Below are 24,980 nucleotides of genomic sequence, written 5' to 3'. Positions count from 1 at the left end.
TGCCGTCTTTCGAAAGGACGGTTACGGCTTGCTGCTGGCGGTCGTCTGCGCCGCCGCCGGATAGACGCCCAGCGTGTTCCACAGGGCCGAGCAGTTGCCGGCCTGGTCCATGCCGGAGACCGGCGTCGTCGTCGATGACGTGCGGCTGTTGAAGACGTTCAGAACGCCGGTGGGGGTATAGGCGGTCAGTCCGGCCGGGGCCGCCGGGTTCTTGGCGAAGCTTGCCCAGGTCGAGGTCATCGTGCCGGCCAGCGCGGCGTCCGCCTGGGGCGGGTTGGCGAACAGGATGCCCAGCGTGCTGAACACATAGGGCAGCTCGTTGGCATGGCAGACATTGCCGTTGCTCGGCGCGCAGGCCGCGACCGGCTGGCCCGACGCCGTCTTGTAGAGGTCGAAGATCGGCTGCTGGCCGAACAGGTAGCCATAGATCGGCGAGGTGCCCTTGGCATTGGCGATCTGGCCGTAGGCCTGTCCGGCCGTCCACAGATTCGCGCAGTGGAAGGCGAAGTCGTCGATCAGCAGATCGGTCGTCTGCGCCGTTCCGTTGGTGATCTTGTCCAGGCCGTAATAGGTCGGCGGGTTGGCGGCCGGCGCCACGTAGGGGTTCTGGCCAGCACTGTTCTGGTAGGCGGCGATTGCGGTCCGCGCGGTGGTGTCCGGGATCGCCTTGGCCAGGATTTTGTTGTATTCCGCCGGCAGATAGGGGCCGGGGATTCCGGCCGCGATCATCGCGGCGAAGACGGCGCCTTCATCGGCATTGACGCCGAACAGGAAGGGCTTCTGCGGCATGCCGGTGGCGAAACCGGCAATCGGCTGGGCGACGACGTCCTTGCCGTCGATGGTCGGTGCCCAGGGCAGGGAGTCCGCCAGCGCCCCGGCCGCCGGAACGGGGCCGCCGCCGTTGCCGATGCCCAGATTGAGGAAGTCGGCCTGCGCCTTCTGGATGGTGTCGGGTGACAGGCTCTGCAACCATTCCATGTTGCCCGGACAGCTCAGCAGATGGAGCGTCTTGGTGCACAGCCAACGGATGAAGTTGGTGCCCTGGCTCTGGGTGTCGGCCAGCGTACGATACAGCGATCCGATGGGGTTGCTTTCCATGATCGCCGCCCGGAACAGCGGAGCGCTGGCCGGAGAGGCGAAGAGATGCAGCCCGGTGGACATTGCGCCGGCGCTTTCGCCGAACAGCGTGACCTGCGTCGGATCGCCGCCGAAGCGGGCGATGTTGGACTGCACCCAGAGCAGGGCGTTGCGCTGGTCGTCGAGGCCGAAATTGCCGTTGATGTCGACGGTCGGCGCATCCTTCTTGCCGGTCGCCGGCACCTGCGCCGCCATGAAGCCCAGCGCACCCAGCCGGTAGTTCAGCGTGACCACGATGACGCCGTTCTGCGCCAGCGCCGACCCATTGTAGACCGGCGAGCCGCCCGAACCGAGGACGAAGGCGCCGCCGTGGATGAAGACCATCACCGGCAGCTTGGCCGCCGGGTTGTTCAGCGAGGCCGTAGGCGCCCAGACATTCAGATACAGGCAATCCTCACCGGTTGCCGGCGGCTGGGCGTCCCAGGCCGGCAGCTTCTGGATGCACTGATTCTGCACGTTCACCGCCTGCATGGCAGGCGCGGGCGGCCAGTTCGCCGGCGCGCTGGGCATCCAGCGGTTCGGCGGCACCGGCTGGTTTGCCACATAGGGAATGCCGAGATAGGAGGTGACGCCCCCCGTCCCCTGGCTGCCGCAGAGGGCTGCGGTCGATTTCGTGTTGTCGGTCCAGACCGTCGTCGGGTCGGACGTCGTGCAGGCGGGGGCAGCCGGCGGTTGGGGATTCGGCGTTGCCGGCTTGGGCGAGGCCGCCCAGGCCGATCCCACGACCGATGTGGCCAGGAGGGGAAGGGCAAGCATCCCGGCGAAAAATACACTCGAAGGTTTCTTATTGCGGATGATCGACATTGGATTATTCCTCTAAAGTAGAAATAATACCAAAATAATATCCGAAATTTCGGATAACTTCCATCAGTCGGGAGTATTGCGGGAATAGAGTCTCCCAGTTCGCCGCTGGCAGTGCCTGATCGCGGCGCGGCGAAGCGTCCGTTCCACAGGCGTTTCCAGCCCATCGAATCCGTGCAGGTCTGCCGCCGCAGGACCGCAGAGGGTTGTCCGTTGATTTCGCGGGTGCGAAAGGCAAAATAGGACCATGTAATCAGCGCCAAGCGCAGGAGATCAACATGGCCTACTCTTCGATGCAGTCTTCGTCCGGTGAATTGTTTGCGGCCGGAACAAAGGAAAACACCCTCTTCCAGCGTGTCGTTCATTGGGTCCACGAACGGATTGAACTTTACCGTGCTGAAAGTGAGCTAAACCATATGTCCGATGCCGAACTGTCCGACATCGGACTGACGCGCGGCGAAATCCATATGGCCGTCCGCCGCAGCGTCTGAGGCGGCGTCCGGCGCGGTCTCGATTGTCGGAAAGACCGGATATCGAAAGGTTTGCCCACAGCGTCTGGCGCGAGGCGGCCAATCGAGTCCCGAATGCGGAAAGCCCCGGAAAATGCCGGGGCTTTCGCATATGAACCTGCATTAACCTTTTCTTCATGGACCCTGCCCATGCGACGCATATGCCTGGGAAGGGTTGCGCGCTGCAGCATGATTATGGTTAATGCATTTTAACATTACCCCCGGTTCTGTTTGAAAATGGAAACGGGGCGCCTTCGGGAACCCCATCATCCTCCGTTGAGAGCCGTGGTCGAAGCATGAGTCTCATTCATCGCCTTCAGTCGCTGGAAGCGGAGCGCGATGCCGCCCGGGAGGAAGCCGAGCGCGCCAATCTCGCCAAGTCGAAGTTCCTCGCCGCCGCCAGCCACGACCTCCGCCAGCCGCTCCAGGCCTTGTTCTTCCTGTCCGCAGCCCTTGCCCGCCATGTCGGCGACCACAGCGGCCGCGATCTGCTGTCCCGGCTCGACCAGGGGCTCGACACCATGAAGGGCCTGCTCGACGGGCTGCTGGAGGTGTCGCGCCTGGAGGCGGGCGTTGTGACGCCGGTTCTCGACACCTTCGATGTCGGCGAGCTGACGGACGCGCTCGACGCCGCCTATGGCGAGCAGGCGACCGCCAAGGGGCTGGTCTGGCGGGTGGAGAGCTGCGAGGCGGTGCTGCGCAGCGACCGCGGGCTGCTGATGCAGCTGCTGCGCAATCTGGTCGACAATGCGCTGCGCTACACCGAGGCCGGGGCGATCCGCATCCGCTGCCGCATCGATGCCGGGCCGGACGGCGACCGGCTCGCCATCGAGGTGCAGGACACCGGCATCGGCATCCCGCCCGAACATCTCGACCGCATCTTCGAAGAATTCCATCAGGTCGGCAATCCGGAGCGCGACCGGCTGCGCGGGCTCGGGCTCGGGCTGGCCATCGTGCGGCGGCTGTCGCAGCTGCTCGACCATCCGGTCGAGGTGCGGTCGGTGCATGGACAGGGATCGGCCTTCCGCGTCCTGGTGCCGCTGGCGCCGGCCCGTTTCCTCGCCGGCCGGGCAGGGGGGCCGGAGCGGCCGCCTTCCATCGACCGCCCGCGTCTTGCCGTGGTGGTCGATGACGACGCGGTGGTGCTGCTGGGCTTGCAGACGGTGCTGACCGAATGGGGTTTCCGCGTCGTCGCCGCCGACAGCGCCGACCGGGCGATGGACCGGCTGGAGTCGCTGGGACGGGTGCCGGACATCGTCATCGCCGATTACCGGCTGCGCGAGGGGCGGGTCGGCACCGAGGTGATCCGCCGGGTGCGCGCACGCTACGGTGCCGAGGTCCCAGCCCTGATCCTGACCGGGGAGACCGGCGCCGACACGCTGGCCGACGCCTCGGCCCATGGCGTGGCGATCCTGCACAAGCCGGTGACCCCGCGCCAGCTCCAGGCCGAGGTCGACCGCCAGCTGCGGATCAAGCGCACCAACGGCATCGCGCAAGCCGCGCAGTAGCTCCGCTCAAGCAGCCCCTTAAATCAGCGCACCCTGCCGCGCATCGGCCTCCGCCTCGTCGGCCGGGGCGGCGTCGCCGTGGTCATGCCCGCCCAGCGCGGTGCGGCCGGCCTCCGTCAGGCGGCAGACCAGCCAGTCCGGCTTCAGCGGATTGTCGAACCAGCGCTCCGCCCATCCCGCCTTCAGGCAGGCTTCCACCGTCGGCTTCTTCACGCGCTGCCCGCGCTCGTCGAACAGCGGCAGCTTGCCGCCCGGCTGGTCCAGACCGCGGCGCAACCATGCCCCCTGAACGTCGGACGGGGTGCTGCGGGGCGAGGAACGGCGGGGCTTTGCCATGGGACGGGCTGCTCTTGCGGATACGGGAACGGACAGGAAAATCGCCGGCCCCGGCGGGGGCTGTGGCAAAGTGCGGGCATCCTACGCGAAAGCGCGAGGCAGGTGCATCGAAAAGGAGGGAGCCTTCCCCATGCCGGAAACCAGCCCCGATCCCGATGGGGACGGCCTCGTCTTCGCCTATGTCACCGCCGGTTCGAAGGAGGAGGCCCTGTGCATCGGCCGCAGCCTGGTGGAGGAGCGGCTGGCCGCCTGCGCCAACGTGCTGGACGGCATGACCTCGATCTATCGCTGGAACGGCGCGGTGGAGCAGGCCGACGAGGCGGTGCTGATCGCCAAGACCCGATCCTCGCTGTTCGACCGCCTGACGGCGCGGGTGCGTGAGTTGCACAGCTACGACACGCCCTGCGTCGTCGAACTGGCGGTCGGAGGCGGCAACCCGGCCTATCTCGACTGGCTGCGGGCGGAGACGGCCTGAGGCGCCGCAATACAGGAATATCCAAACAGAGCCTTGACGCCGATCAAAGGCACGGGTTGCAGTTGGCGATAGGAAAGGCGCGGGCCTCGCCGCCGCTCGGGCGGCCACCTCTCCCCGGCCTCTTCATCCCGGCCTCTTCATCAAGGACATCGAGATCATGGACGATTGCTCCGCACACGGCCCCATTCCCCTGTCGCTGGACGAGGCGGTCGCCCGCGTCGCGCAGGGCTATGGTGCGGTGACCGGGACGGAGGAGGTGCCGCTGCGCCGCGCGCTCGGCCGCGTTCTGGCGGAAGAGGTGGTGGCGCCGGTCAATGTGCCGCCGGCCGATGTCTCGGCCATGGACGGCTGGGCCTTTCCCGCCGAGGCGGGGGAGGGCTTCCGGCGGCTCGACGTCGTCGGGCGGGTTCCGGCGGGATCGAAGTTCGGCGGCACGGTCGCGGCGGGACAGGCGGTGCGCATCTTCACCGGCGCGCCGGTCCCGGCCGGAATCGACACTGTGGCGATGCAGGAGGATTGCCGGACCGACGGCGACGCCGTGCTGGTCCCGGCCTCGCTGAAGCGCGGCTCCAACATCCGGCTGGCGGGCGAGGACATGACCGCCGGTGCCGTGGTTCTGCAACCCGGCCAGCGCCTGCGCGCGCAGGAGGTCGGGCTCGCCGCCGCGGTCGGCCGCTCCGCCCTGACGGTGCGCAAGCGGCTGACCGTGGTGCTGTTCTCCACCGGCGACGAACTGCGCGAGCCGGGGACGCCGAAGCCGGACCACGCCATCTATGACGCCAACCGCTACACGCTGGCCGCACAGCTCGACGCGCTGGGGGTTGAGGTGCGCGACCTCGGCATCCTGCCCGACCGGCCGGACGCCACCCGCGCCGCGCTGGCCGAGGCCGCCGGCACCGCCGACCTGATCGTCACCAGCGGCGGCGTGTCGGTCGGCGAGGAGGACCATGTCAAGGCGGCGGTCAATGCGCTGGGCTCCATCGACCTGTGGACGCTGGCGATCAAGCCGGGCAAGCCGCTGGCGCTCGGCCGGGTCGGCGACACGCCCTTCCTGGGGCTGCCCGGCAATCCGGTGTCGGCGATGGTGACCTTCCTGCTGGTCGGCCGCCCGCTGGTCCTGCGCCTGTCGGGCGCCAGCGGCATCGCCACGCCGCGCAGCCTGGTGGTCGCCGACTTCACCTTCACCAAGAAGCCCGGCCGCCGCGAGTTCCTGCGCGCCCGGCTGGAGCGCGGCGCCGACGGCCGCCCGGTCGCCGTGAAGTTCCCCAGCGACAGCTCCGGCGTGCTGACCTCGATGGTCGAGGCCGACGGGCTGGTCGACATGCCGGCGGAGGCCACGGCGGTGCGGCCCGGTGATCTGGTCGATTTCCTGCCCTTCACCGGCCTGTTCGCGTGACGCTGGAGCAGCTGCGCATCTTCGCCACGGTGGCGGAGATGCTGCACTTCACCCGTGCGGCGGAGGTTCTGCACCTGTCGCAGCCGGCGGTCAGCGCCGCCATCGCCGCGCTGGAGGCGGAGCATGGCCTGCGCCTGTTCGACCGCATCGGCCGCCGGGTCGAGCTGACCGCCGCCGGCGACCTGCTGCACGCCCAGGCCCGCGCCATCCTGGCGAAGGTCGAGGAGGCCGGCACGATGCTGGCCGAACTGTCCGGCCTGTCGCGCGGCGCGCTGCGGCTGGCGGCGAGCCAGACGGTCGGCAACCATTGGCTGGCGCCGCGGCTGCTGCGCTTCGCCGAGGCCTATCCCGGTATCCGGGTTGATCTGTCCATCGGCAACACCGAACAGGTGGCCGAGGCGGTGCGCGACGGCCGCGCCGAACTCGGCATCGCCGAGGGAGCCGTTACCGATTCGGCGCTGGTCAGCGAACCCATCGAGGGCGACCGGCTGCGGCTGGTGGTCGGCGCCGCCCATCCCTGGGCCGGGCTGGGCCGGGTCGGGCGGGAGGAGATGGCGGCCGGACGCTGGATTCAGCGCGAACCCGGCTCCGGCACCCGCGCGCTGTTCGAGGCGGCGATGCGCGGGGTGGGGCTGGCTCCCGAGACGCTCGATGTGGCGATGACCTTGCCCGGCGGTGGGGTGATCCGGGCGGCCCTGCTGGCCGGCGTCGGGGCGAGCGTGCTGTCCGACCTGATCGTCGCCGAGGATCTGGCGGCGGGGCGGATCGTGGCGCTGGACGGGCTGGACCTGCCGGCCCGGCCCTTCCATCTGCTGCGGCACCGCGACCGCTACCGCAGCATCGCCGAACGGGCGTTCGTGCGCAGCGCGCTGGACGCCGGACAGGCGCCGGCTTCCACCTGATGGGCGTGTCTTACGCCATCCGCAGGGCGCGGGTCCCGTAACCGGCCAGCTCGATGGCGGCGAAGGCGAGCATCGAAAGCCCGACCATCGGGAAGAACAGGCCACCGGCAACTGCGATCAGGATCAGCCCCTTCGGCACGGTCTGGCCCGCCGGCAGGCGCGGCGCGCCCAGGCTGCCCGCCGGGCGGCGCTTCCACCACATCACGACGCCCGACACCGTCAGCCCCACCATCGCCACCAGTGCGACGAGCAGCACCAGCTGGTTCGCCAGCCCGAAGGCCTGGCCCATATGGATGCCGACCCCCCATTCCGCCAGCCGCCCGAACAGGCCCAAATCCTTCAACTGCATGTCGAACAGCACCGTGCCGCTGTACTGGTCGAGATGGACCACCCGTTCCCGGCTGACGTCGTCGGGATAGACGGAGGCGGTGAAGACGCCGTCCGGCTTGGCCGGGAAGGCGATTGCATAGCCCGGCGCCATGCCCAGCGCCTCCACCGTCCGCACCACGTCGTCCAGCTTGGCGGGAACCCCGGCCGCCGCCGTGGACAGCGGCACCGGCTGGTTTTCCACGATCCAGGGGGCACGGTCGATGGTGTCCTTCAGCGGGACGGTGGAGACCGGGTACTTGTCCCAATATCCGTCCGGCATGCCCATGCCGACCGCATAGGCCGCGCTGTAGAACTGCTTGCCCCAATAGCCCGACCAGGGCAGTCCGGTCATCGCCAGGAAGACGATGAAGAAACTGACGAAGAGTCCGGTGACGGCATGCAGGTCGCGCCAGAACACGCGCTTGCCCGGCCCTCCGCGCACGGTGACGACTCCGCCCCGCTGGCCGCCCCTCTCCCGACCGCGCGGCCACCAGAGATAGAGACCGGAGGCGGTCATCAGCACCATCCAGCCGGCCACCCCCTCGACGATGCGCTCCGCGAACCAGCCGGCATATTGCAGGCTGTGCAGCTTGCGCACGACGTACATGGTGGGCGATCCCGCGAACCCGCCGTCCCACAGGCTGCCCAGCACGCGGCCGTCATAGGGATCGACATAGACGACGTCCTTCAGCCCGTCGGATCCCACGATCTTCACTTCGGCGGGACGGTCGGGTGCGGCGGGAGCGCCGTAGCCCTTGAGCGCGCCGGGATGCGCCTCCAGCGCCCTGGCGACCAGGGCGGACGGAGCCAGCCGCTCGGTCGCCTGGGAGGCGACGAGGCGCAGGTCGCGGTGCAGCCCGTCGTTGATCTCGTCCTTGAACAGATAGAGGGCGCCGGTCACGCAGAGCAGGATGACGATGGGGGCGCAGATCAGCCCGGCGAAGAAGTGCCAGCGCCACAGCGCACGGTAAAGGGCAGAGCCGATGGCTCCGCCTTGCAGAGTTTGCGTCATGATTGGTCCAGTCGGTCGTCGCGATGCGGGTTCGCCCGGCAGGCGGGCGGCTCAGTGCGTCGGATGACGGCCGGATGGCGGGGCTTGCGACTGGAAGGGCTTGAGCGGCTTCGGGCGGTGCGGTTGTTCGGGCTCCGGCACCTCCGCCGGCAGCAGCGGCATCGCCGGCAGGACCAGCATCTGCAACGCCGGCAGCAGGACGAGAAACTGTCCGAGCCAGTTGCAGGGCAGGTGGAGCGGCGGCAGGTCCGGCTTCTCGCTCTGCCCGCCGTCCGGCAGCGGCAGCCCGTCATGGTCCGCCGGCAGATAGACCAGTTCGCTGCCGGTGCAGATCGCGACATAGCCATCGCGGTCGGCGGCCCCGGCATAGGGTGCGGCAAGGCGAACGAACAGGCTGAGGCTCAGCGCGAGTGCAAGCGCCAGCCCCCACCGTTCCTGCAGCCTGCGGCAATAAGCCAGCATCGGTTTCCGTTCGCCAGAGAGCCCGAAAGCGTTGGATCGTTATCCGATCCGCGGGAAGCGGACAAGTGCCGGTGGAAGCGCCGCCTTCGACAAGCGTGGTGGTAACCATACAGCCGAACGGTACATCGGCGGTTCGCCATATCGCCAGGGCCCGGTTATCGGCGCTATAACCGGGCAATCCCGCTTCCGGTTGTAAGGCGACATGATGGCACGGCTGTTGACGCTGCTTTGGGTTCTGGTGGTGATGGCGATGACGGCCGGTCCGGTCCGTGCCGACTATACGCCACCCGGCGCCCTCTCCGATGCTTCCGCCTACGCCAACGGGCTGCTGCTGAAATCGCCGCCGCAGCCGAAGCCGCAGGTGATCGCCGATTTGCTGAAGCAGGCGCGCGCCGCCCGCGACCGCAAGGACATCGCCGGCGCCATCCAGGCCTACGAGAAGACGATCACCCAGGGCGGCGGCTCCCCGTCGGTCTGGCTGGAGCTGAGCGCCGCCTGGCAGGCCGCCACCCCGCCCAACAGGGACCGCGCGCTGCAAAGCGCCGTGATGGCTGGCCAGTTCAACCCGAAGGACGAGGAGCGGGTCGCCATCCTCTGGCGCGTCGCCACCCTGATGGACGAGGCCTTCGGCAAGCCGGACGAGGCGGTCAAGGCGCTGAGGTCGATCCAGGAGATCGCGCCGAAGATGGAGGCCGCGACCCTCGACACCCAGGCGCCGAAGCTGGAGGAGCGCATCGTGGCGCTCCGCCGCAAGGCCGGGCTGGTGATGACCGGCGTCACCGTCAATGCGGAGGGCAGCAGCCCGCGCGTCTGCTTCCAGTTCAGCGACCGGCTGAGCGGCAAGCAGGGCGTGCGCTTCGACGACTATGTCCGGGTGGAGCCGTCGACCAAGACCGCCATCGAGACGCGCGACAACAGCCTGTGCCTGCGCGGCGTCACCCATGGCTCCGGCTACACCGTCACCCTGCGCCAGGGTCTTCCCGGCGAGGACGGGGTGAACCTGAAGGCCGACGAGACCCAGCGCGTGCGCGTGCCCGACCGGCCGTCGATGGCCGCCTTCCGCGGCTCCGCCTACATCCTGCCGCGCAAGGGCGCCGACGGCATCCCGGTGGTCAGCGTCAACACCGACCGGCTCGACGTGTCGGTCTATCGCATCGCCGACCGCGCCCTGGTGTCCAACAAGTATGAAGGCAACATCTTCAACGAGCTGACCAGCTATTCCGCTGACCGGCTGGCCCAGGAGAACGGCGAGCTGGTGTGGTCCGGCTCGCTGGAGGTGAAGGGGGAGCGCAACCGCGACACCACTGCGGCGATCCCGTTCCGTCAGGCCGTCGGCGACGATCCCAAGGCCGGCCTCTATGTCGTGACCGCCCGCCCGCATGACGTGGAGGATGCCGACCGCTGGGAAGCGCTGGCGACCCAGTGGGTGCTGCTGTCCGACATCGGCTTGACCAGCTTCCGCGGCGCCGACGGGCTGACCGTCTTCGCCCGCTCCTTCGGTACGGCCAAGCCGCTGCCGGGGGTCGATGTCGCCCTGGTCGCCCGCAACAACACCGAGCTGGCCCGCACCAGGACCGACGAGTTCGGCCGCGCCCGCTTCGCCCCCGGCCTCTTGAAGACCGGCGGCAACGCGCCCGAGATGGCGATGGCCTATCTCGGCACCGATTTCGCCATGCAGGACCTGACCGGTGCCGCCTTCGACCTCAGCGACCGCGGGGTCGGTGGGCGTCCGGCACCGGGACCGATGGACGCCTTCGTCTATGCCGACCGCGGCGTCTACCGCCAGGGCGAGACGGTTAACCTGTCGATCCTGCTGCGCGACGACAAGACCGAGGCGGTCGACAATTTCCCGCTGACGGTGAAGGTCCTGCGCCCCAGCGGCACCGAATATTACAGCGGCGCCCTGAAGGGCCAGGAGGCCGGCGGCTTCTTCCTGCCGCTGACCCTGACCCGCACCGCGCCGCTCGGCGGCTGGGAGGTGCAGGTCTACAGCGACCCGAAGGGCGAGCCGATCGGCCGCGGCTCCTTCCAGGTCGAGGATTTCGTGCCGATCAAGCTGGCGCTCGACGTGACGGCCAGCGCGCCGATCCTGGTGCCGGGCCAGCCCTTCGAGGTGACGGCGCAGGGCCGCTTCCTCTATGGCCCGCCGGCTGCCGGGCTGGACGGCACCGCCGAGGTGGCGCTGAAGACCGACCCGATGCCCTATCCGGCCTTCAAGGACTATCGCTTCGGCCGCGTGCAGGACAACCCGACCGAGCGGCTCGACCCGCTGGAATTCCCGACCACCGACGAGCAGGGCGTGTCGCATGTCGCCGTGACCCTGCCGGAGGTGCCGGACACCAGCAAGCCGCTGCGCGCCGACATCCGCGTCACCCTGTCCGAGCCTGGCGGACGCCCGGTCCACAAGTCGGTCAGCGTGCCGGTGCGGCCCAAGACCCATGCGCTGGGCCTGCGCCCGCGCTTTTCCGACGGGCGCGTCGGCGAGGGGGGCGAGGCCGCCTTCGATCTGGTCGCCGTGGCGCCGGACGGCAGCGCCGTCGCCAAGCCCGGCATCAAGTGGGAACTGGTCGAGGAACGCGTGTCCTTCGTCTGGTTCCGCCGTGACGGCCGCTACAGCTACAATGCCACGGTACGCGACATCCCGCTGGCGTCGGGCAGCGTCGACGTCGCCGCCGACAAGCCGGCGCTGGTGGCGCTCGGCAAGCGCGACTTCGGCCGCTACCGGCTGGAGGTGACCGACAAGGCGGCCGGTGTGGCCAGCTCCTACCGCTTCTATTCCGGCTGGGCGAGCGGCGACGAGACCGCCGACATCCCGGACAAGCTGGAGGTCTCCACCGACAAGCAGTCCTACAAGCCGGGCGAGACCGCCCGCATCCGCGTGGCGCCGCCCTTTGCCGGCGAACTGCTGGTGACGGTGGCGACCGACCGCATCTTCGACGTGCGCACCATCTCGGTCCCGGCCGAAGGCGCGACGGTGGAGATCCCGGTCGATGCCGCCTGGGGTCCGGGCGCCTATGTCACCGCCACCGCCTACCGCCCGCCGGTCAAGGGCCGCGAGCGTCAGCCGGTGCGCGCCATGGGCGTCGCCTGGGTCGGCGTCGATCCGTCGGTGCGCACGATGACGGTCGCGCTCGACGCCCCGCAGGTGATGCGCCCGCGCAGCCGGCTTGAGGTCGGGGTGAAGGTCGCCGCCGCCGATGGCGGGAAGATCGAGGACACCTATGTCACGCTGGCCGCGGTGGACGAGGGCATCCTGCGCCTGACCGATTTCGCCAGCCCGCAGCCGGAGAAGCATTATTTCGGCAAGCGCCGGCTGGGGCTGGACATCCGCGACGATTACGGCCGGCTGATCGACCCGCTCGACGGTCCCTATGGCGCGATGCGCCAGGGCGGCGATTCGAGCGGCGCCGGGCTGCCGGTGGTGCCCTTCACCGTGGTCTCGCTGTTCCATGGGCCGGTGAAGGTCGGCGCCGACGGGACCGCCCGCATCGGCTTCGACGTGCCGGACTTCAACGGCGAGCTTCGTCTGATGGCGGTGGCCTACAGCCGTGGCCGCGTCGGCTCCGCCGCCGGTCCGGTGACGGTGCGCGATCCGCTGGTCGCCGACGCCATCCTGCCGCGCTTCCTCGCCCCCGGCGACGACAGCCGCGTCACCCTCTCCCTGCACAATGTCGAGGCGGCGGCCGGCACCTATGAGGTCGCCGTCACTGCCCAGGACGCGGTGGCGGTTGAGGGCGGCACCCTGTCGGTTCCGCTGGCGAAGGGCGAGCGCAAGACGCTGGTGGTGCCGCTGAAGGGCGTCGCCGCCGGCATCGGCCATGTCGCCGTGGCGGTGAAGGGGCCGGAGAATCTGGCGCTGAACCACGACTACGGCATCACCGTCCGTCCGGCGCGGTCGGTGGAGACCCAGTTCGTCACCCGCCAGATCGCACCGGGCGAGAGTGTGCGCTTCGACGGGGCCGAGCTTGCCACCTACCTGCCGGGAACCACCAGCTGGTCGGCCAGCTTCACCACGGCACCGCCCTTCGACGTCGCCGGCATCCTGCGGGCGCTCGACCGCTACCCGTTCGGCTGCCTGGAACAGACGGTCAGCCGCGCGCTGCCGCTGCTGGTGGTGCGCGACGTGGAGCTGGCGCTGGGCAAGGACCGCAAGCCCGACGACGGGCTGGAGGCGCGGGTCCAGCAGGCGATCTCCCGCACGCTGGACAAGCAGCGCTTCGACGGCGCCTTCGGCCTGTGGGGGGCGAATGACGAGGCCGACGGCTGGCTGACCGCCTATGCCGCCGAGTTCCTCGTCCGCGCCAAGCAGAAGGGCGAGGCGGTTCCCGACAAGCCCTTGACCGATGCCCTGAACTGGCTGCGCCAGCGCGCCATCGCCAGCGCGTCGGAGCCGAACGAACTGGCGGTGCGCGCCTATGCCCTGCACACGCTGGCGCTGGCCGGCGTGTCGCTGCCCGGTCCGGCGCGCTACCTGCACGACACCGCGCTGGAGAAGCTGCCGACGCCGCTCGCCAAGGGGCAGCTGGGTGCGGCGCTCGCCCGCATGGGCGACCAGGAACGGGCTGCCAGCGCCTTCGACAGCGCGGTCGGCCATCTGGCGCGCGAGGAATGGCATGTCGATTACGGCTCCACCGTCCGCGACTCCGCGGCGCTGGTGGCGCTGATGACCGAGGTCAACATGGCCGGTACCCGCATCCCGGCGCTGATCGACCGTCTGCCGGCGTCGGCCACCGCCGCCAACCGCACGAACACGCAGGAAAAGGCATGGTCGGTGCTGGCCGCCGACGCGCTGCTGCGCGGCGCGCCGGCCAAGGCGGAGATGACGCTGGGCGGTGCGAAGAAGGACGGTGCGCGGGTCGACCTGACCCCGACGCTGGCCCAGCTGAAGGCCGGCATCCCGGTCGCCAACGCCGGCAAGGCGGCGGTGTGGCAGGCGGTGTCGCTGTCCGGCGTGCCGGTGGCGCCGCAGCCGGCGGCGCGCGAGGGGCTGCGCATCAAGCGCAACTTCTTCACCCGCAAGGGCGAGGTGCTGAACCTCGACAGCATCAAGCAGAACGACGTGTTCGTCGTCGTGCTGGAGGGCGAGGCCAACACCAAGCTGTTCCACCAGGGCATGGTGACCCATGCGCTGCCGGCGGGCTGGGAGATCGAGAACGCCAAGCTGGGCGGCGGCACGCCGGAGGAGATGGCGTGGCTGGGCGACCTCAGCTACACCCGCACGACCGAGGCGCGCGACGACCGCTATGTCGCCGCGGTGGATCTGACGGAGGACCAGCAGACGTTCAAGCTGGCCTTCGTCGTCCGCGCCATCACCCCCGGCACCTACGAGCTGCCGGGTGCGACGGTGGAGGACATGTACAAGCCGCGCTTCTTCGCCCGCCAGACCACCGGGCGGATCACCGTCCGTCCGGCGGAGTGACGATTGGCGCGGGGGTGGGTGCGTAACGTTTGGGTAAGACGGGCGGGGGTGGCGGTGGCCGGCGTCGCCGTCCTGATGGGGACGGCGCTGCTGCTCGATTGGCTGTTCCCGCCGCCGCTGGACCGGCTGGCCGACCTGTCGGTGACGGTCACCGACCGCAAGGGCCAGCCGCTGCGCGTCTTCACCAATGGGGCCGGCGCGTGGCGGCTGCCGGCGACGGTGGACGATGTCTCGCCGCTGTTCGTCGAGCTGCTGCTGGCCTATGAGGACCGGCGCTTTGAAAGCCATGCCGGCGTCGATCCGCTGGCGGTGCTGCGCGCCGCGGGGCAGAATCTGGGGGCGGGGCGGGTGGTTTCCGGCGCCTCCACCATCACCATGCAGGTCGCCCGCCTGCTGGAGCCGCGGCCGCGCACCTTCGGCGCCAAGCTGATCGAGGCGGCGCGGGCGGCGCAGCTGGAATGGCGCTACAGCAAGCGCGACATCCTCGGCATGTATCTGACGCTCGCCCCCTATGGCGGGAACATCGAGGGCATCCGCGCCGCCTCGCTGATGCTGCTGGGCAAGGCACCGGCCGAGCTGGACGCGGCGGAGGCGGCGCTGCTGGTCTCGCTGCCGCAATCGCCCTCCCACCTGCGCCCCGACCGCTATCCGGAGCGGGCGCAGGCTGCCCGCGACAAGGTGCTGGACCGGGTGGCGGAGGCGAGCGCGCTGTCGCCCAAGGCGGTGGCGGAGGCGAAGTCGCTGCCGGTTCCCTCGGCCCGCCTGTCCCTGCCGGCCTCCGCCCCGCATCTGGCCGACCGGCTGCGCAGCGCCAACCCTGGACGGGCGGAGATCGCCACCACCATCGACGGCACCCTGCAACAGGCGGTCGAGGCGCTGGGCCGGCGGGCGGCGGAGACGCTGAACCCGCAGGCCGGGCTGGCGGTGCTGGTGGTGGACAACCGCGACCGCTCCGTCCTGGCCTATCTCGGCAGCCCCAACGCGCTGGACGAGACGCGGCAGGGGCCCATCGACATGGTGCGGGCGGTGCGCTCGCCCGGATCGGCGCTGAAGCCCTTCATCTATGGGCTGGGCTTCGACGACGGCATCATCCACCCGCTGACCCAGATCGCCGACGTCTCCACCCGCTTCGGCGACTGGGCGCCGCGCAATTTCGACCGCAGCTTCACCGGCGACCTGACGGTCATGGAGGCATTGCAGCGCTCGCTGAACGTGCCGGCGGTGCTGGTGCTCGACCGCGTCGGGCCGCTGCGCTTCGCCGAAGCCCTGCGCAAGGCAGGATCCCGGCTGGTGCTGCCGGGCGGCACGACGCTGCCGGGATTGCCGGTGGCGCTGGGCGGGGCGTCGATCAGCCTGTGGGACATGACGACGCTCTATAGCGGGCTGGCGCGCGACGGGCTGGTGGCGCCCTTGCGCGCCAGGCTGGACGAGCCCGGCGGGGCGGAGCAGCGGCTGCTGTCAGCCACCGCGGCGCAGCAGGTCCGCGCCATCCTGGAAGGCTCGCCGCCGCCGCCGGGGGTGGTGCAGGCGCAGGAACTGCGCGGCAGCGGGCCGGTGGCGCTGAAGACCGGCACCAGCTACGGCTTCCGCGACGCCTGGGCCTTCGGCGTCACCGGGCGCTATACGGTCGGCGTGTGGGTCGGGCGGCCGGACGGCACGCCCAGCCCCGACCATTACGGCCGCAACACCGCCGCCCCGCTGCTGTTCGAGGTCTTCGACCGGCTGCCGGCCGAGCGCGGCCGTCCCGCCGGCCCGGTCAGGAACGAGGCGCCGCCGGAGCTGCTGCGCCACCTGCGGCCGGGGGAGGTCGAACTGGCCGGCCCGCGCCAGACCGACCGGCTGCGCCTGACCTTCCCGGTCAGCGACATGGTGCTGGAGGCGCTGGGGCCGGATGGCAAGGGGGAGCCGCTGACCCTGACCGCCGCCGGCGGGCGGCGCCCGCTGTCCTGGCTGATCGACGGGCGGCGCATCGCCCAGTCACCGATTGCGCGCGACGTGGTGTGGCGCCCGGACGGGCCGGGGGTGGTGCGGGTCACCGTGCTGGACGCCGACGGCCGCAGCGACAGCGCGACCGTCGAGATTCGCTGAAGGCGTTAAGACGCGCGGCGCAGGCCGAAGGGGGAGTCGTCGCGCCGGCTCCACACCCGCGTGCGGACGCGCATCTGCTTCTGGCAATCCTCCGAGCAATAGAGCGGCGCCGGCCCCCGCGTGGACGGGCGGACGAAGGGACGGCCGCAGCAGGCGCAATGCAGCTGGCGGGCGGCGGTTTGCGGAGTTGCGGTGTGCGGGGTGGTGGCCGGACGGGCGGGGGCGGACATCTCGGGAATGTTTTGTTGGTTTCGGGTGACGGCCAATATAGGGGCGGTGTGTTGCAGTTCCATGCTCGGGAAAACGCCTAGGACTGAATGGGTAGAGGCCCTGTCCGGCGGTCCGATGCGGTTGACCGCCTTCGACCGAGGGCCTATTTGAAAAGGCTGACAACAAGCGGGAGCGGTGCGGTGCCGATGCGCGTCGCCGACTGGATGCGGAGGTTGAGCGGTGTCGCGGGAGCGTTGGTTCTCGTGATGCTCGGCCTGCTGCTGTGGTCTGGGGATGCAGCCGCCTCCTGTCCGCATGACGCGCCGGCCGCCGTCGCGGCGCATGGCGTGTCGCCTGCCGCCGACTCGGGCGGGATGGATCACGGCCGCCCCGTGCCGGGCCGGACGCATCACGCGACGCAGCCCTGCTGCGCCGGCATGGCCTGCGCGCCCATGGTCGTCGGTTTGCCGAGCGCCGGCCTGACGACCCCGGCCGGGTCTTCGGGGCTGCGGTTGCGTTGGGCGACCGGGCCGCTGCGTGAAGGGCTGGGGGTACGGCCCGACCTGCCGCCGCCGCGGCTGGGATGATGCCGGCGCGCCGCCGGGCTTCGGCGGCGCCATTCTCCGTTCCCTGTTCCCCCGATCATTCGGAGTCCGTCATGACTCTCGCGCTTTCGCGCCGCCGTCTGCTGTCGACGGCGGTTGCCGGCGGCTGTGCCGCCCTGCTTCCCGCCTTTCCCCGCTCCGTTTTCGCTGCCAGCTCGGTCGAGGATGCGGTCCGCCTGACCGTCGACCGCCGCACGCTCGACGTGAACGGCAAGGCGGCCAGCGTGTTCGGCATCCGTCAGCCCGGCGGCACCCCGGGGCTGACCCTCGACCCCGGCCGGCGCTTCGTGGTCGACCTCGCCAACCGGGCGGGGGAGGATGCGGTCATTCACTGGCACGGCCAGACGCCGCCCTATGTCCAGGACGGTGTCATTGACAACAATCGCCCGGCGATCCGCGACGGCGAGTCGGTCCGCTACGACTTCGCGCCGCGCACCGGAACCCATTGGATGCACTCCCACCACGGGATGCAGGAACAGCTTCTGATGGCAGCGCCGCTGGTGGTCCGCAGCGCCGAGGACCTGCGCGCCGACGAGCAGGAGGTGACAATCCTGCTGCACGACTTCACCTTCCGCGACCCGACGGAGCTGCTGGCCTCCCTGGGCGCGCCGGCCGGCGGAATGGCCCATGGCGGGCACGGCCAGATGGACCATGGCCAGATGGATCACGGCTCCATGGGCAATGGCTCGATGGACCATGGAGCCATGAATCACGGTGCGATGAACCACGGCTCAATGGCCGGCGGCGCCATGAACCATGGCTCAATGGATCACGGGCCGGCGGCGCATGGTTCCGGGCATGGCATGAGCGGCATGGCCGGCGGCATGGCTATGGACCTGAACGATGTCGAGTACGACGCCTATCTCGCCAACGACCGCACGCTCGCCGACCCGGAGGTGGTGCGGGTGGAGCGGGACGGACGGGTGCGGCTGCGCATCATCAACGGCGCCACCTCGACCGCTTTCCATCTCGACCTCGGGCGGCTGAGCGGGCAGGTGATCGCCGCCGACGGCAACCCGGTGCAGCCGGTTGCCGGCAGCCGCTTCGCCATGAGCATGGGCCAGCGGCTGGACATCCGCCTGACGGTGCCGGCCGAGGGTGGCGCCTTCCCGATCCTGGCTCTGCGCGAGGGGGCGGTGCAGCGCACCGGCATCATCCTCGCCACTCCCGGCGCTGCGGTGGAGAAGGTCGCGGCGGCCGGGGAGACCCAGACCGATCCGCTCGACCTGTCTCTGGAAAAGCAGCTGGTCGCCGTCACGCCGCTGGCGGCACGCGCGGCCGACCTGACGCGGCGGATGCAGATGACCGGCTCGATGGCGCCCTATGTCTGGAGCCTGGATGGCCTGACCTTCGGGGCGCACCGGCCGCTGACGGTCCGCCAGGGTCAGCGGGTGGAGTTGACCTTCGAGAATGCGTCGATGATGGCGCATCCCATGCACCTGCACGGCCATCACTTCCAGGTGGTGGCGATAAACGGCCGGCCGGTGGCGGGGGCGGTGCGCGACACCGTCCTGGTGCCGATGATGGGCAGCGTCACCGTCGCCTTCGACGCCGACAACCCCGGCCGCTGGCCGCTGCACTGCCACAACCTGCTGCACATGGCGACGGGGATGATGACGGAGGTGGTCTACGAGGGGGTGGGGTGAGGGAGCCCCCATGCCGTCAATAATGCGGCGGCGGCCGGTCGTCCTGCGGGGAGGCGATGGCGTATTCCGCCGCCTCCACCCGGTCGCGCATGCGCCTCATCTGGGCGGTCAGGCGGTCGATGGTCTGGCCCTGGGCGAAGATGACCTCCGACATCTCCTCCGCCATGCGCTCGTGATGGGCGAGGCGGCTTTCCAAGTCGGCGAGGCGTTGTTCGAGGGCGGAATCCATAAGGCACCAGCTGGGAAAACGGGGAATGGGCCGCAAGATGGACCATTCCCCGCTCCGGGTCGAGGTGCCTTTCCGCTCATACCATCGCCGTGGTGCCGGCCAGCCAGCCGGACAGGCCGGTCAGCACCAGCACGGTCAGGCTCGCCAGCCGCAGGGTCAGCGGCGCCATCGCCAGCCCGCCCATCAGCTTGTCGTTGCGCAGCAGCAACAGCATCGGGATCAGGATGAAGGGCAGGGTCAGGGCCAGCACCACCTGACTCAGCACCAGCAGCCCGTCCACCGCGCGATCGCCGGCGCTGCCCAGCACCGCCAGCGCCGGGATCAGCGAGGCGCCGCGTGTGATCAGCGCACGGGTGACCGGGCGCAGCCGCAGGTTCAGGAAACCCTCCGTCACCATCTGCCCGGCCATCGTGCCGGTGGTGGTGGAGCTTTGGCCGGCAGCCAGCAGGGCGATGGCGAAGACCAGGGCGGCGACACCGCCGATGCTGCTGCCCAGCAGGGCGTGGGCGTCCTCGATGCCGGGGGAGGCGCCGGCAGCCGCTCCCTGGAAGGCCACGGCGGCGACCGCCAGGATGGCGCCGTTGACCAGACCGGCCAGCGCCAGCGCGGTCGACAGGTCGATGGTCAGCCAGCGGGCGGCCTGCCGCCGCTCCTCCGCCGTCTTCACTTCGGCCAGCCTCGTCTGCACCAGACCGGAGTGCAGGAACAGGTTGTGCGGCATGACGGTGGCGCCGATGATGCCCAGCGACAGGTACAGCATCTCCGGATTGCGGGCCAGTTCGACGCTCGGCACCAGGCCGGCCAGCAGGGCGGCGGGGTCGGGGCGGGCGATTGCCAGCTCCCAGGCGAAGCAGACGACGACCACGCTCATCAGTGCGCCGACCACCAGTTCGGGCGCGCGGCCGCGGGCGCCGGGCAGGGCCAGGATGCCGAAGGTCAGCACGGCGGAGATCACCACCCCGGCCATGATCGGGATGCCGAACAGCAGCTTCAGCGCGATGGCGCTGCCCAGCAGCTCGGCCAGATCGGTGGCGATCATCGCCAGTTCCGACACCGCCCACACCAGCATCGCCACCGGCCGCGGGAAGCGCTGGCGGATCAGCCGGGCCAGATCGGTGCCGGTCGCCAGCGTCAGCCGGACGATCAGCCCCTGCAGGAAGATGCCGGCCAGACTGGCGATCAGCACCGCCGACAACAGGGCGAAACCGAAGCTGGAGCCCGCCGCGATGTCCGTCGCCCAGTTGCCCGGATCCATGTAGCCGACCGCCACCACGAAGCCGGGGCCGAGCATGGTCCAGAACCGGCGCCCCACCGCAGGAGTGCGGGTGGGGGTGGCGACAGTTTCGGCGATGGTGGGGGATGCGGTCTTCACGCCGGTTGCTCCTGAACGGGACGGCCAGAGGCTTGGCCACCGATGCAACAATGGCAGGGCCTTTCGATAGCGTCCAATCGACGTTTTCTAACGTTCCGATAGGCACTCGCTATTGATATGGGGGCCGAGCCAAGTCGGGTCCAGTTCAGAACAGCAGTGCGGCCACTTCGTTCGCAGTGCAGCAGTGCCATGCGGGCGAATTTCGCCGGGAACCAATCCCCCTCCGTCAATCCCCCTCCGTCAGCGGCGGTGCGGCCCGAAGCGCTTGCGCGGGGCGCCGCGGAAGCCGGAGGACGGCGGCGGCTCGCGGCGGCGGGCGCGGGAGGCCAACGCTTCGGACAGGCGTTGGCCGATGGCATCGCGGGCGCTGCGCACCCGGTCGCGGTCGGGCAGGGCGTCCGGGAACTTGCGCGACGCCCAGAAATAGAGGTCGCAGGCGCGCGATGCCGCCTCCAGCACATCGGCGGCCAGCCCGTCGAGCCGCGCCGGGATCAGCCGGCCGAGCGGCAGCCTCTCTCCGGCCTCCACCGCGTCGAGGATGGCGGCGAAGACCTTGGCATCCTCCGCATCCTCCAGATCGGCGGGGGCGAGCAGCAGGTCGAGTTTGGCGGCGAGCGCCAGCCGGCGGGCGTCCAGCATCGGTGCGGCCCGGCGCAGCGCCGACAGGTCGGCCAGCCGGAAGGGGGAGCCGGATGTTGCGGCGCTGCCGAAGCATTCCACCAGCAGCCGGGTCTCGGCGCTGTCGATGTGGCTGGCGAGGCGGGCCAGCATGGCGCGGGTCGGGCGGACGGGCAGGGGGGCGTCGGCGCGCAGCCGACGGTCGGGCGCTTCCAGCAGGCGCTTCAGCGCGGCGGGGGTGCCGCGGGCGATGACGCCGAAATGCCCCTCCTCGAACTGGCCGAAGCGGCCGGCGCGGCCGGCGATCTGCTTCACCTCCGTCGCGCTCAGCGGACGGACGCTGCTGCCGTCGAACTTCTCCAGCGCGGTGAACAGCACGCGGCGGCAGGGCAGGTTCAGCCCCATGCCGATGGCGTCGGTCGCCACCACCACATCGGCCTCGCCGGCCAGGAAGCGCGCCGCCTCGCGCCGCCGCACCGCCGGGGCCAGCGCGCCATAGATGGCGGCGACCGACAGCCCCTGGGCCAGCAGCGTATCACGGACGCTGTGGACCTCGCGGCGGGAGAAGGCGATCAGCGCGTCGCCGCGCTCCACCTCCGCCCACTCCAGCCGGCGGTCGAGCATCGACAGCGGGGTCTTGCGCTCAAGCTCCACCACCTCCAGCGGTTCGCCGAGATGGGTGGCGGCACGCTCCACCAGCGGACGGACCTCCGGCGCGCCGAGGATATAGACGCTCTCCGCCGGGACGCCCATCAGGGCGGCGGTCCAGGCCCAGCCGCGCGCCGGGTCGGCCAGCATCTGGATCTCGTCGATCACCGCGACCTCGACCGGCCGGTCCGGGTCCATCACCTCGATGGTGGAGGCGGTGTGGCGGGCGCCGGGGGTGCGGATTTCCTCCTCGCCGGTGATCAGCGTGGTGGGAGTGCCCTCGCCGTTCAGCCGCTCCATCACCTCCAGCGCCAGCAGGCGCAAGGGCGCCAGATAGACGCCGTCGCGGGCCTCACGCAGCGCCGTGATGGCGCGGTGCGTCTTGCCCGAGTTGGTCGGGCCGATCACCAGCACCAGACGGCGGTTCATGCCGCGCGCCACCGGGAACAGCCGTTCGAAGCGGGAGAAGTCGAAATGGCGGTCGACATAGAGCCGGCCGCGCGCTTCCGCCCGGTCGCGGCGCCACTGGTCGTACTCGCGGTCCCAGCGGTCGAGCAGCTCGTCGGCGTCGCTGCGGTTGCGGGCGGCCTTGCCCAGCCGCTCGGCGAGGCTGGCGAAGCCCCAATCCGGGTCGTCGCCGGCCCGGTCCGCCAGATCGCGCAGCCGGGCGGCGATGCGCGACAGGGCGTTGTCCAGCGCGGCGTGCAGGGCCGGGTCATGGTCCAGCCGGGCCGACAGCTCGGCATCGGACAGGTCCGACAGCTCCAGCGCGTCGAAGGTCCGGGAGACGTGCAGGCGGATCGCCGGGGACAGGCCGGGCCAGGGCAACTCGTCGCTGCGCACGGCGCGGACGCGGGTGCGGTCCTCGCAGGACAGCAGCGCCGTGTGGCTGCCGGCCAGCGCCCTGCGGCCCTGGGCCAGCAGCGCGTCGCGGCGGTGGGCGCGGTCGATGCGGCCGGTGATCTCCAGCAGGATGGCCTCGCGCCGCTCCGCCGGAACCAGCAGGTCGCGCTTGCCCTTCGGCAGCGGCAGGCCGAGCGGCACCAGCCCGCGCGTCTCGGCGTCGGTCATCCGCAGCAGGCCGGCCGCCCCCAGCGTCGTCACCTCCGGATGGGCGACGGCGAGGTCGTGGACCAGATGCGGGTCGGCGGCCGGCATGCCGGTATCGTCTGTCATGGCGTCGTCTGTCATGGCACCTGTCCGGAAGCGATGTGGTGCAGCACGATGCCGCTGGTGGTCGCCACGTTGAGGGAATCGAAATCGCCGGCCATCGGGATACGGACGCTGCGGGCGCGGGCCAGCAGGGCGGGCGGCAGGCCCGGCCCTTCCGAACCGAACAGCAGGGCGGCGCGGCGCGGCGGGGTGAGGGCGGCCAGCGTCTCGGCACCGGTGGGGCTGAGCGCCACCGCCTCGAAGCCGAAGCGGTCGAGCAGGGCGAGCGGGTCCTCGTCGATGCCGAGCCTCGCCGTCGGCACCAGCAGGGTCGCCCCGACCGAAACGCGGATCGCCTTGCGGTAGAGCGGGTCGCAGCAGCCGGAATCGAGGATCACCGCATCGGCGCCGAAGGCGGTGGCGTTGCGGAAGATGCCGCCCATATTGTCGTGGTTGCCGATGCCGAACAGCATGACGACGCGGGCGGGCGTACCGCAGGCGTCCAGCAGGTCGGCCACGCTGGGGACACCGGTCTTCTCCCCCACCGCCAGGATGCCGCGATGCAGGGGGAAGCCGGCGATGCGGTCCAGCACGGGCTGGGTCGCGGTGTAGACGGGGGTGTCCGCCGGCAGGGCGGCCAGCATCGGCTCCAGAGCCGCCAGCCGCTTCTCGGCGATCAGCAGCGAGCGGGCGCGGTATCGGTTTGACTGCACGAGGCTGCGCACCACCACCGCCCCCTCGGCAATGAACAGCCCGTCACGGCCGACGAGATCGCGCTCCCGCACGTCGCGGTAAGGCTCGATGCGCGGGTCTTCGGGATCGGTGATCGGGATGATGGCTGGCACAGGGCGGCTCGGCGTCTGGAGTGTTCGCCTACTTAGTGCATGTGGGGGCGGGTTTCCAATGCCGTTCCCTGCCTGCCTCCATGGGCATACCCCCTTGCCGATGCGGAAGTCCCTGCTCATGTTGCGGTGCAGCATAAGCATTTGGAGACGTGCCGGCCATGACCATGATCCGAACGCTGTGGAACCGCATGCGCGGCAAGGCGACGACTGCGCCGCGCACGTGCCCCGCGGAACCGCTGGAACTGTCGGGGCCGGAACCGATGCTGGCCCTGCCGCCGCCCAGGCCGACGCTGGCGCTGGCGTTGCAGGGCGGCGGTGCGCATGGCGCCTTCACCTGGGGCGTGCTCGACCGGCTGCTGGAGGAGGATATCCGGCTGGTCGGCGTCAGCGGCGCCAGCGCCGGGGCGATGAACGCCGCCATGCTGGCCCAGGGCTGGGCACGGGGCGGGTGCGCGGGCGCGCGGGCGGAGCTGGCGAATTTCTGGGAGCGGGTCAGCGCCGCCGGGCGGCTGGGGCCGATCCGGCCGAGCGTGACCGACCGGCTGCTCGGCCGCTGGAACGTCGACCATGCGCCGGGAACCCATCTGGTGGACTGGGCGCGGCGCTGGGTCAGCCCCTATCGGACGCAATCGGCCGATTTCCACCCGCTGCGCGGCCTGCTGGCCGAGATGGTCGAACCGGAGCTGATCCGGCGGAGCGGGCTGCGGCTGTTCGTCAGCGCCACCAATGTGCAGACCGGAGCCCTGCGGCTGTTCGACGAGACGGAGCTGGAGGTCGATCACCTGCTGGCCTCGGCCTGCCTGCCGAGCCTGTTCCGCGCCGTGCGGATCGACGGCCAGGATTATTGGGACGGCGGCTATCTCGCCAACCCGCCGCTGTCGCCGCTGGCGGCGGCCTGTCCCGGCGCCGACCTGATGGTGGTGACGATCAACCCCTTCACCTGCTCCACCACGCCGGAGGATCCGGCCGGCATCGCCGCCCGCCTCAACCAGATCACCTTCAACGCCGCGCTGTTGCAGGAGATGCGCTGCCTGTCCGCCCGCAGCGACGCCCCGCGCCTGCACCTGATCGGCGCCGACGAGCATTTGCAGGATCTGGGGCTCTATTCGAAGCTGATGACCGACTGGAGCTTCCTCAACTGGCTGCGCGACGCCGGGCGAGAGGCGGCGGGGCGCTGGGTCGAGGAGAACATGCGGGCCGTCGGCGTCGGCAGCTCGGTGCGGACCCCGGCCCTGGCCTGA

19 protein-coding genes are annotated in these 24,980 nt (G+C 70.5%); 10 read left to right on the top strand and 9 right to left on the bottom strand.

Annotation, left to right across the window (positions count from 1 at the left end):
• Nucleotides 1-21 precede the first annotated feature (21 nt).
• Nucleotides 22-1,860, bottom strand: coding sequence for a carboxylesterase family protein (locus tag ABNQ40_RS25245; protein WP_158285521.1), 1,839 nt, complete (start codon nucleotides 1,858-1,860; stop codon nucleotides 22-24).
• Nucleotides 1,861-2,216: 356 nt separating this feature from the next.
• Between ABNQ40_RS25245 and ABNQ40_RS25240 the strand changes: the two genes are divergently transcribed.
• Both ABNQ40_RS25240 and ABNQ40_RS25235 read left to right on the top strand, forming a co-directional pair.
• Complete coding sequence (locus ABNQ40_RS25240; protein ID WP_109047397.1) at nucleotides 2,217-2,429, top strand: DUF1127 domain-containing protein; 213 nt, start codon at nucleotides 2,217-2,219, stop codon at nucleotides 2,427-2,429.
• Nucleotides 2,430-2,743: 314 nt separating this feature from the next.
• Nucleotides 2,744-3,955 carry a hybrid sensor histidine kinase/response regulator gene (locus tag ABNQ40_RS25235; RefSeq protein ID WP_109047398.1) on the top strand — a complete coding sequence of 404 codons (1,212 nt, stop codon included), beginning with the start codon at nucleotides 2,744-2,746 and terminating at the stop codon, nucleotides 3,953-3,955.
• Nucleotides 3,956-3,973: 18 nt separating this feature from the next.
• Here the strand turns inward: ABNQ40_RS25235 and ABNQ40_RS25230 are convergent, their stop codons facing one another.
• Entirely contained in the window at nucleotides 3,974-4,291 is a 318-nt protein-coding gene (locus ABNQ40_RS25230) for a hypothetical protein (RefSeq protein WP_109047399.1), read from the bottom strand.
• 130 nt (nucleotides 4,292-4,421) lie between these two features.
• Here ABNQ40_RS25230 and cutA point away from each other — a divergent pair, with 130 nt between their 5' ends.
• The 3 genes from cutA to ABNQ40_RS25215 all read left to right on the top strand — a co-directional run bounded on the left by cutA (nucleotide 4,422) and on the right by ABNQ40_RS25215 (nucleotide 7,064).
• The gene (cutA, locus tag ABNQ40_RS25225) at nucleotides 4,422-4,766 is read left to right on the top strand and encodes a divalent-cation tolerance protein CutA (RefSeq protein WP_109047400.1); all 345 of its coding nucleotides are present in this window, start codon (nucleotides 4,422-4,424) and stop codon (nucleotides 4,764-4,766) included.
• A gap of 157 nt (nucleotides 4,767-4,923) precedes the next feature.
• Nucleotides 4,924-6,162, top strand: a complete 1,239-nt coding sequence (gene glp, locus ABNQ40_RS25220) for a gephyrin-like molybdotransferase Glp (RefSeq protein ID WP_109047401.1) — start codon at nucleotides 4,924-4,926, stop codon at nucleotides 6,160-6,162.
• Complete coding sequence (locus tag ABNQ40_RS25215; protein WP_109047402.1) at nucleotides 6,159-7,064, top strand: LysR family transcriptional regulator; 906 nt, start codon at nucleotides 6,159-6,161, stop codon at nucleotides 7,062-7,064. The genes glp and ABNQ40_RS25215 overlap by 4 nt, the downstream gene beginning before the upstream one ends.
• Before the next feature lie 10 nt (nucleotides 7,065-7,074).
• Here ABNQ40_RS25215 and ABNQ40_RS25210 read toward each other — a convergent pair whose 3' ends face one another.
• Both ABNQ40_RS25210 and ABNQ40_RS25205 read right to left on the bottom strand, forming a co-directional pair.
• Complete coding sequence (locus tag ABNQ40_RS25210) at nucleotides 7,075-8,445, bottom strand: PepSY domain-containing protein (RefSeq protein ID WP_109047403.1); 1,371 nt, start codon at nucleotides 8,443-8,445, stop codon at nucleotides 7,075-7,077.
• A 51-nt stretch (nucleotides 8,446-8,496) separates the two neighbouring features.
• Nucleotides 8,497-8,907, bottom strand: a complete 411-nt coding sequence (locus ABNQ40_RS25205; RefSeq protein ID WP_109047404.1) for a hypothetical protein — start codon at nucleotides 8,905-8,907, stop codon at nucleotides 8,497-8,499.
• A gap of 202 nt (nucleotides 8,908-9,109) precedes the next feature.
• On the opposite strand from ABNQ40_RS25205, the gene ABNQ40_RS25200 reads away from it, so the two are divergent.
• Nucleotides 9,110-14,326, top strand: coding sequence for an alpha-2-macroglobulin (locus ABNQ40_RS25200; RefSeq protein ID WP_109047405.1), 5,217 nt, complete (start codon nucleotides 9,110-9,112; stop codon nucleotides 14,324-14,326).
• A 54-nt stretch (nucleotides 14,327-14,380) separates the two neighbouring features.
• Nucleotides 14,381-16,414, top strand: coding sequence for a penicillin-binding protein 1C (pbpC, locus tag ABNQ40_RS25195; protein WP_247879480.1), 2,034 nt, complete (start codon nucleotides 14,381-14,383; stop codon nucleotides 16,412-16,414).
• 5 nt (nucleotides 16,415-16,419) lie between these two features.
• Here pbpC and ABNQ40_RS25190 read toward each other — a convergent pair whose 3' ends face one another.
• Nucleotides 16,420-16,644 carry a hypothetical protein gene (locus ABNQ40_RS25190; protein ID WP_109047407.1) on the bottom strand — a complete coding sequence of 75 codons (225 nt, stop codon included), beginning with the start codon at nucleotides 16,642-16,644 and terminating at the stop codon, nucleotides 16,420-16,422.
• A 234-nt stretch (nucleotides 16,645-16,878) separates the two neighbouring features.
• Here ABNQ40_RS25190 and ABNQ40_RS25185 point away from each other — a divergent pair, with 234 nt between their 5' ends.
• Nucleotides 16,879-17,211 carry a hypothetical protein gene (locus ABNQ40_RS25185; RefSeq protein ID WP_158285522.1) on the top strand — a complete coding sequence of 111 codons (333 nt, stop codon included), beginning with the start codon at nucleotides 16,879-16,881 and terminating at the stop codon, nucleotides 17,209-17,211.
• A 71-nt stretch (nucleotides 17,212-17,282) separates the two neighbouring features.
• Nucleotides 17,283-18,875 carry a multicopper oxidase family protein gene (locus ABNQ40_RS25180; protein ID WP_109047409.1) on the top strand — a complete coding sequence of 531 codons (1,593 nt, stop codon included), beginning with the start codon at nucleotides 17,283-17,285 and terminating at the stop codon, nucleotides 18,873-18,875.
• A gap of 16 nt (nucleotides 18,876-18,891) precedes the next feature.
• Here ABNQ40_RS25180 and ABNQ40_RS25175 read toward each other — a convergent pair whose 3' ends face one another.
• The 4 genes from ABNQ40_RS25175 to ABNQ40_RS25160 all read right to left on the bottom strand — a co-directional run bounded on the left by ABNQ40_RS25175 (nucleotide 18,892) and on the right by ABNQ40_RS25160 (nucleotide 23,739).
• A complete protein-coding gene (locus tag ABNQ40_RS25175) occupies nucleotides 18,892-19,104 on the bottom strand; it encodes a SlyX family protein (protein WP_109047410.1) in 213 nt (70 codons plus the stop codon).
• A 76-nt stretch (nucleotides 19,105-19,180) separates the two neighbouring features.
• Nucleotides 19,181-20,476 (bottom strand): Nramp family divalent metal transporter, encoded by a 1,296-nt coding sequence (locus tag ABNQ40_RS25170; protein ID WP_109047411.1) that lies wholly within the window; start codon nucleotides 20,474-20,476, stop codon nucleotides 19,181-19,183.
• A 240-nt stretch (nucleotides 20,477-20,716) separates the two neighbouring features.
• Nucleotides 20,717-22,933, bottom strand: coding sequence for a helicase-related protein (locus ABNQ40_RS25165; RefSeq protein WP_247879481.1), 2,217 nt, complete (start codon nucleotides 22,931-22,933; stop codon nucleotides 20,717-20,719).
• Entirely contained in the window at nucleotides 22,930-23,739 is an 810-nt protein-coding gene (locus ABNQ40_RS25160; RefSeq protein ID WP_109047412.1) for an RNA methyltransferase, read from the bottom strand. Before ABNQ40_RS25160 ends, ABNQ40_RS25165 begins: the two co-directional genes overlap by 4 nt.
• Nucleotides 23,740-23,897: 158 nt before the next feature.
• On the opposite strand from ABNQ40_RS25160, the gene ABNQ40_RS25155 reads away from it, so the two are divergent.
• Nucleotides 23,898-24,980 (top strand): patatin-like phospholipase family protein, encoded by a 1,083-nt coding sequence (locus ABNQ40_RS25155; protein ID WP_109047413.1) that lies wholly within the window; start codon nucleotides 23,898-23,900, stop codon nucleotides 24,978-24,980.

It is taken from the genome of Azospirillum sp. A23, assembly GCF_042938965.1.
In the GTDB taxonomy this organism is placed as follows: domain Bacteria; phylum Pseudomonadota; class Alphaproteobacteria; order Azospirillales; family Azospirillaceae; genus Azospirillum; species Azospirillum melinis.
Note: the sequence above shows the minus strand (reverse complement) of the source record. Positions and strands in the feature narration are given on the sequence as shown.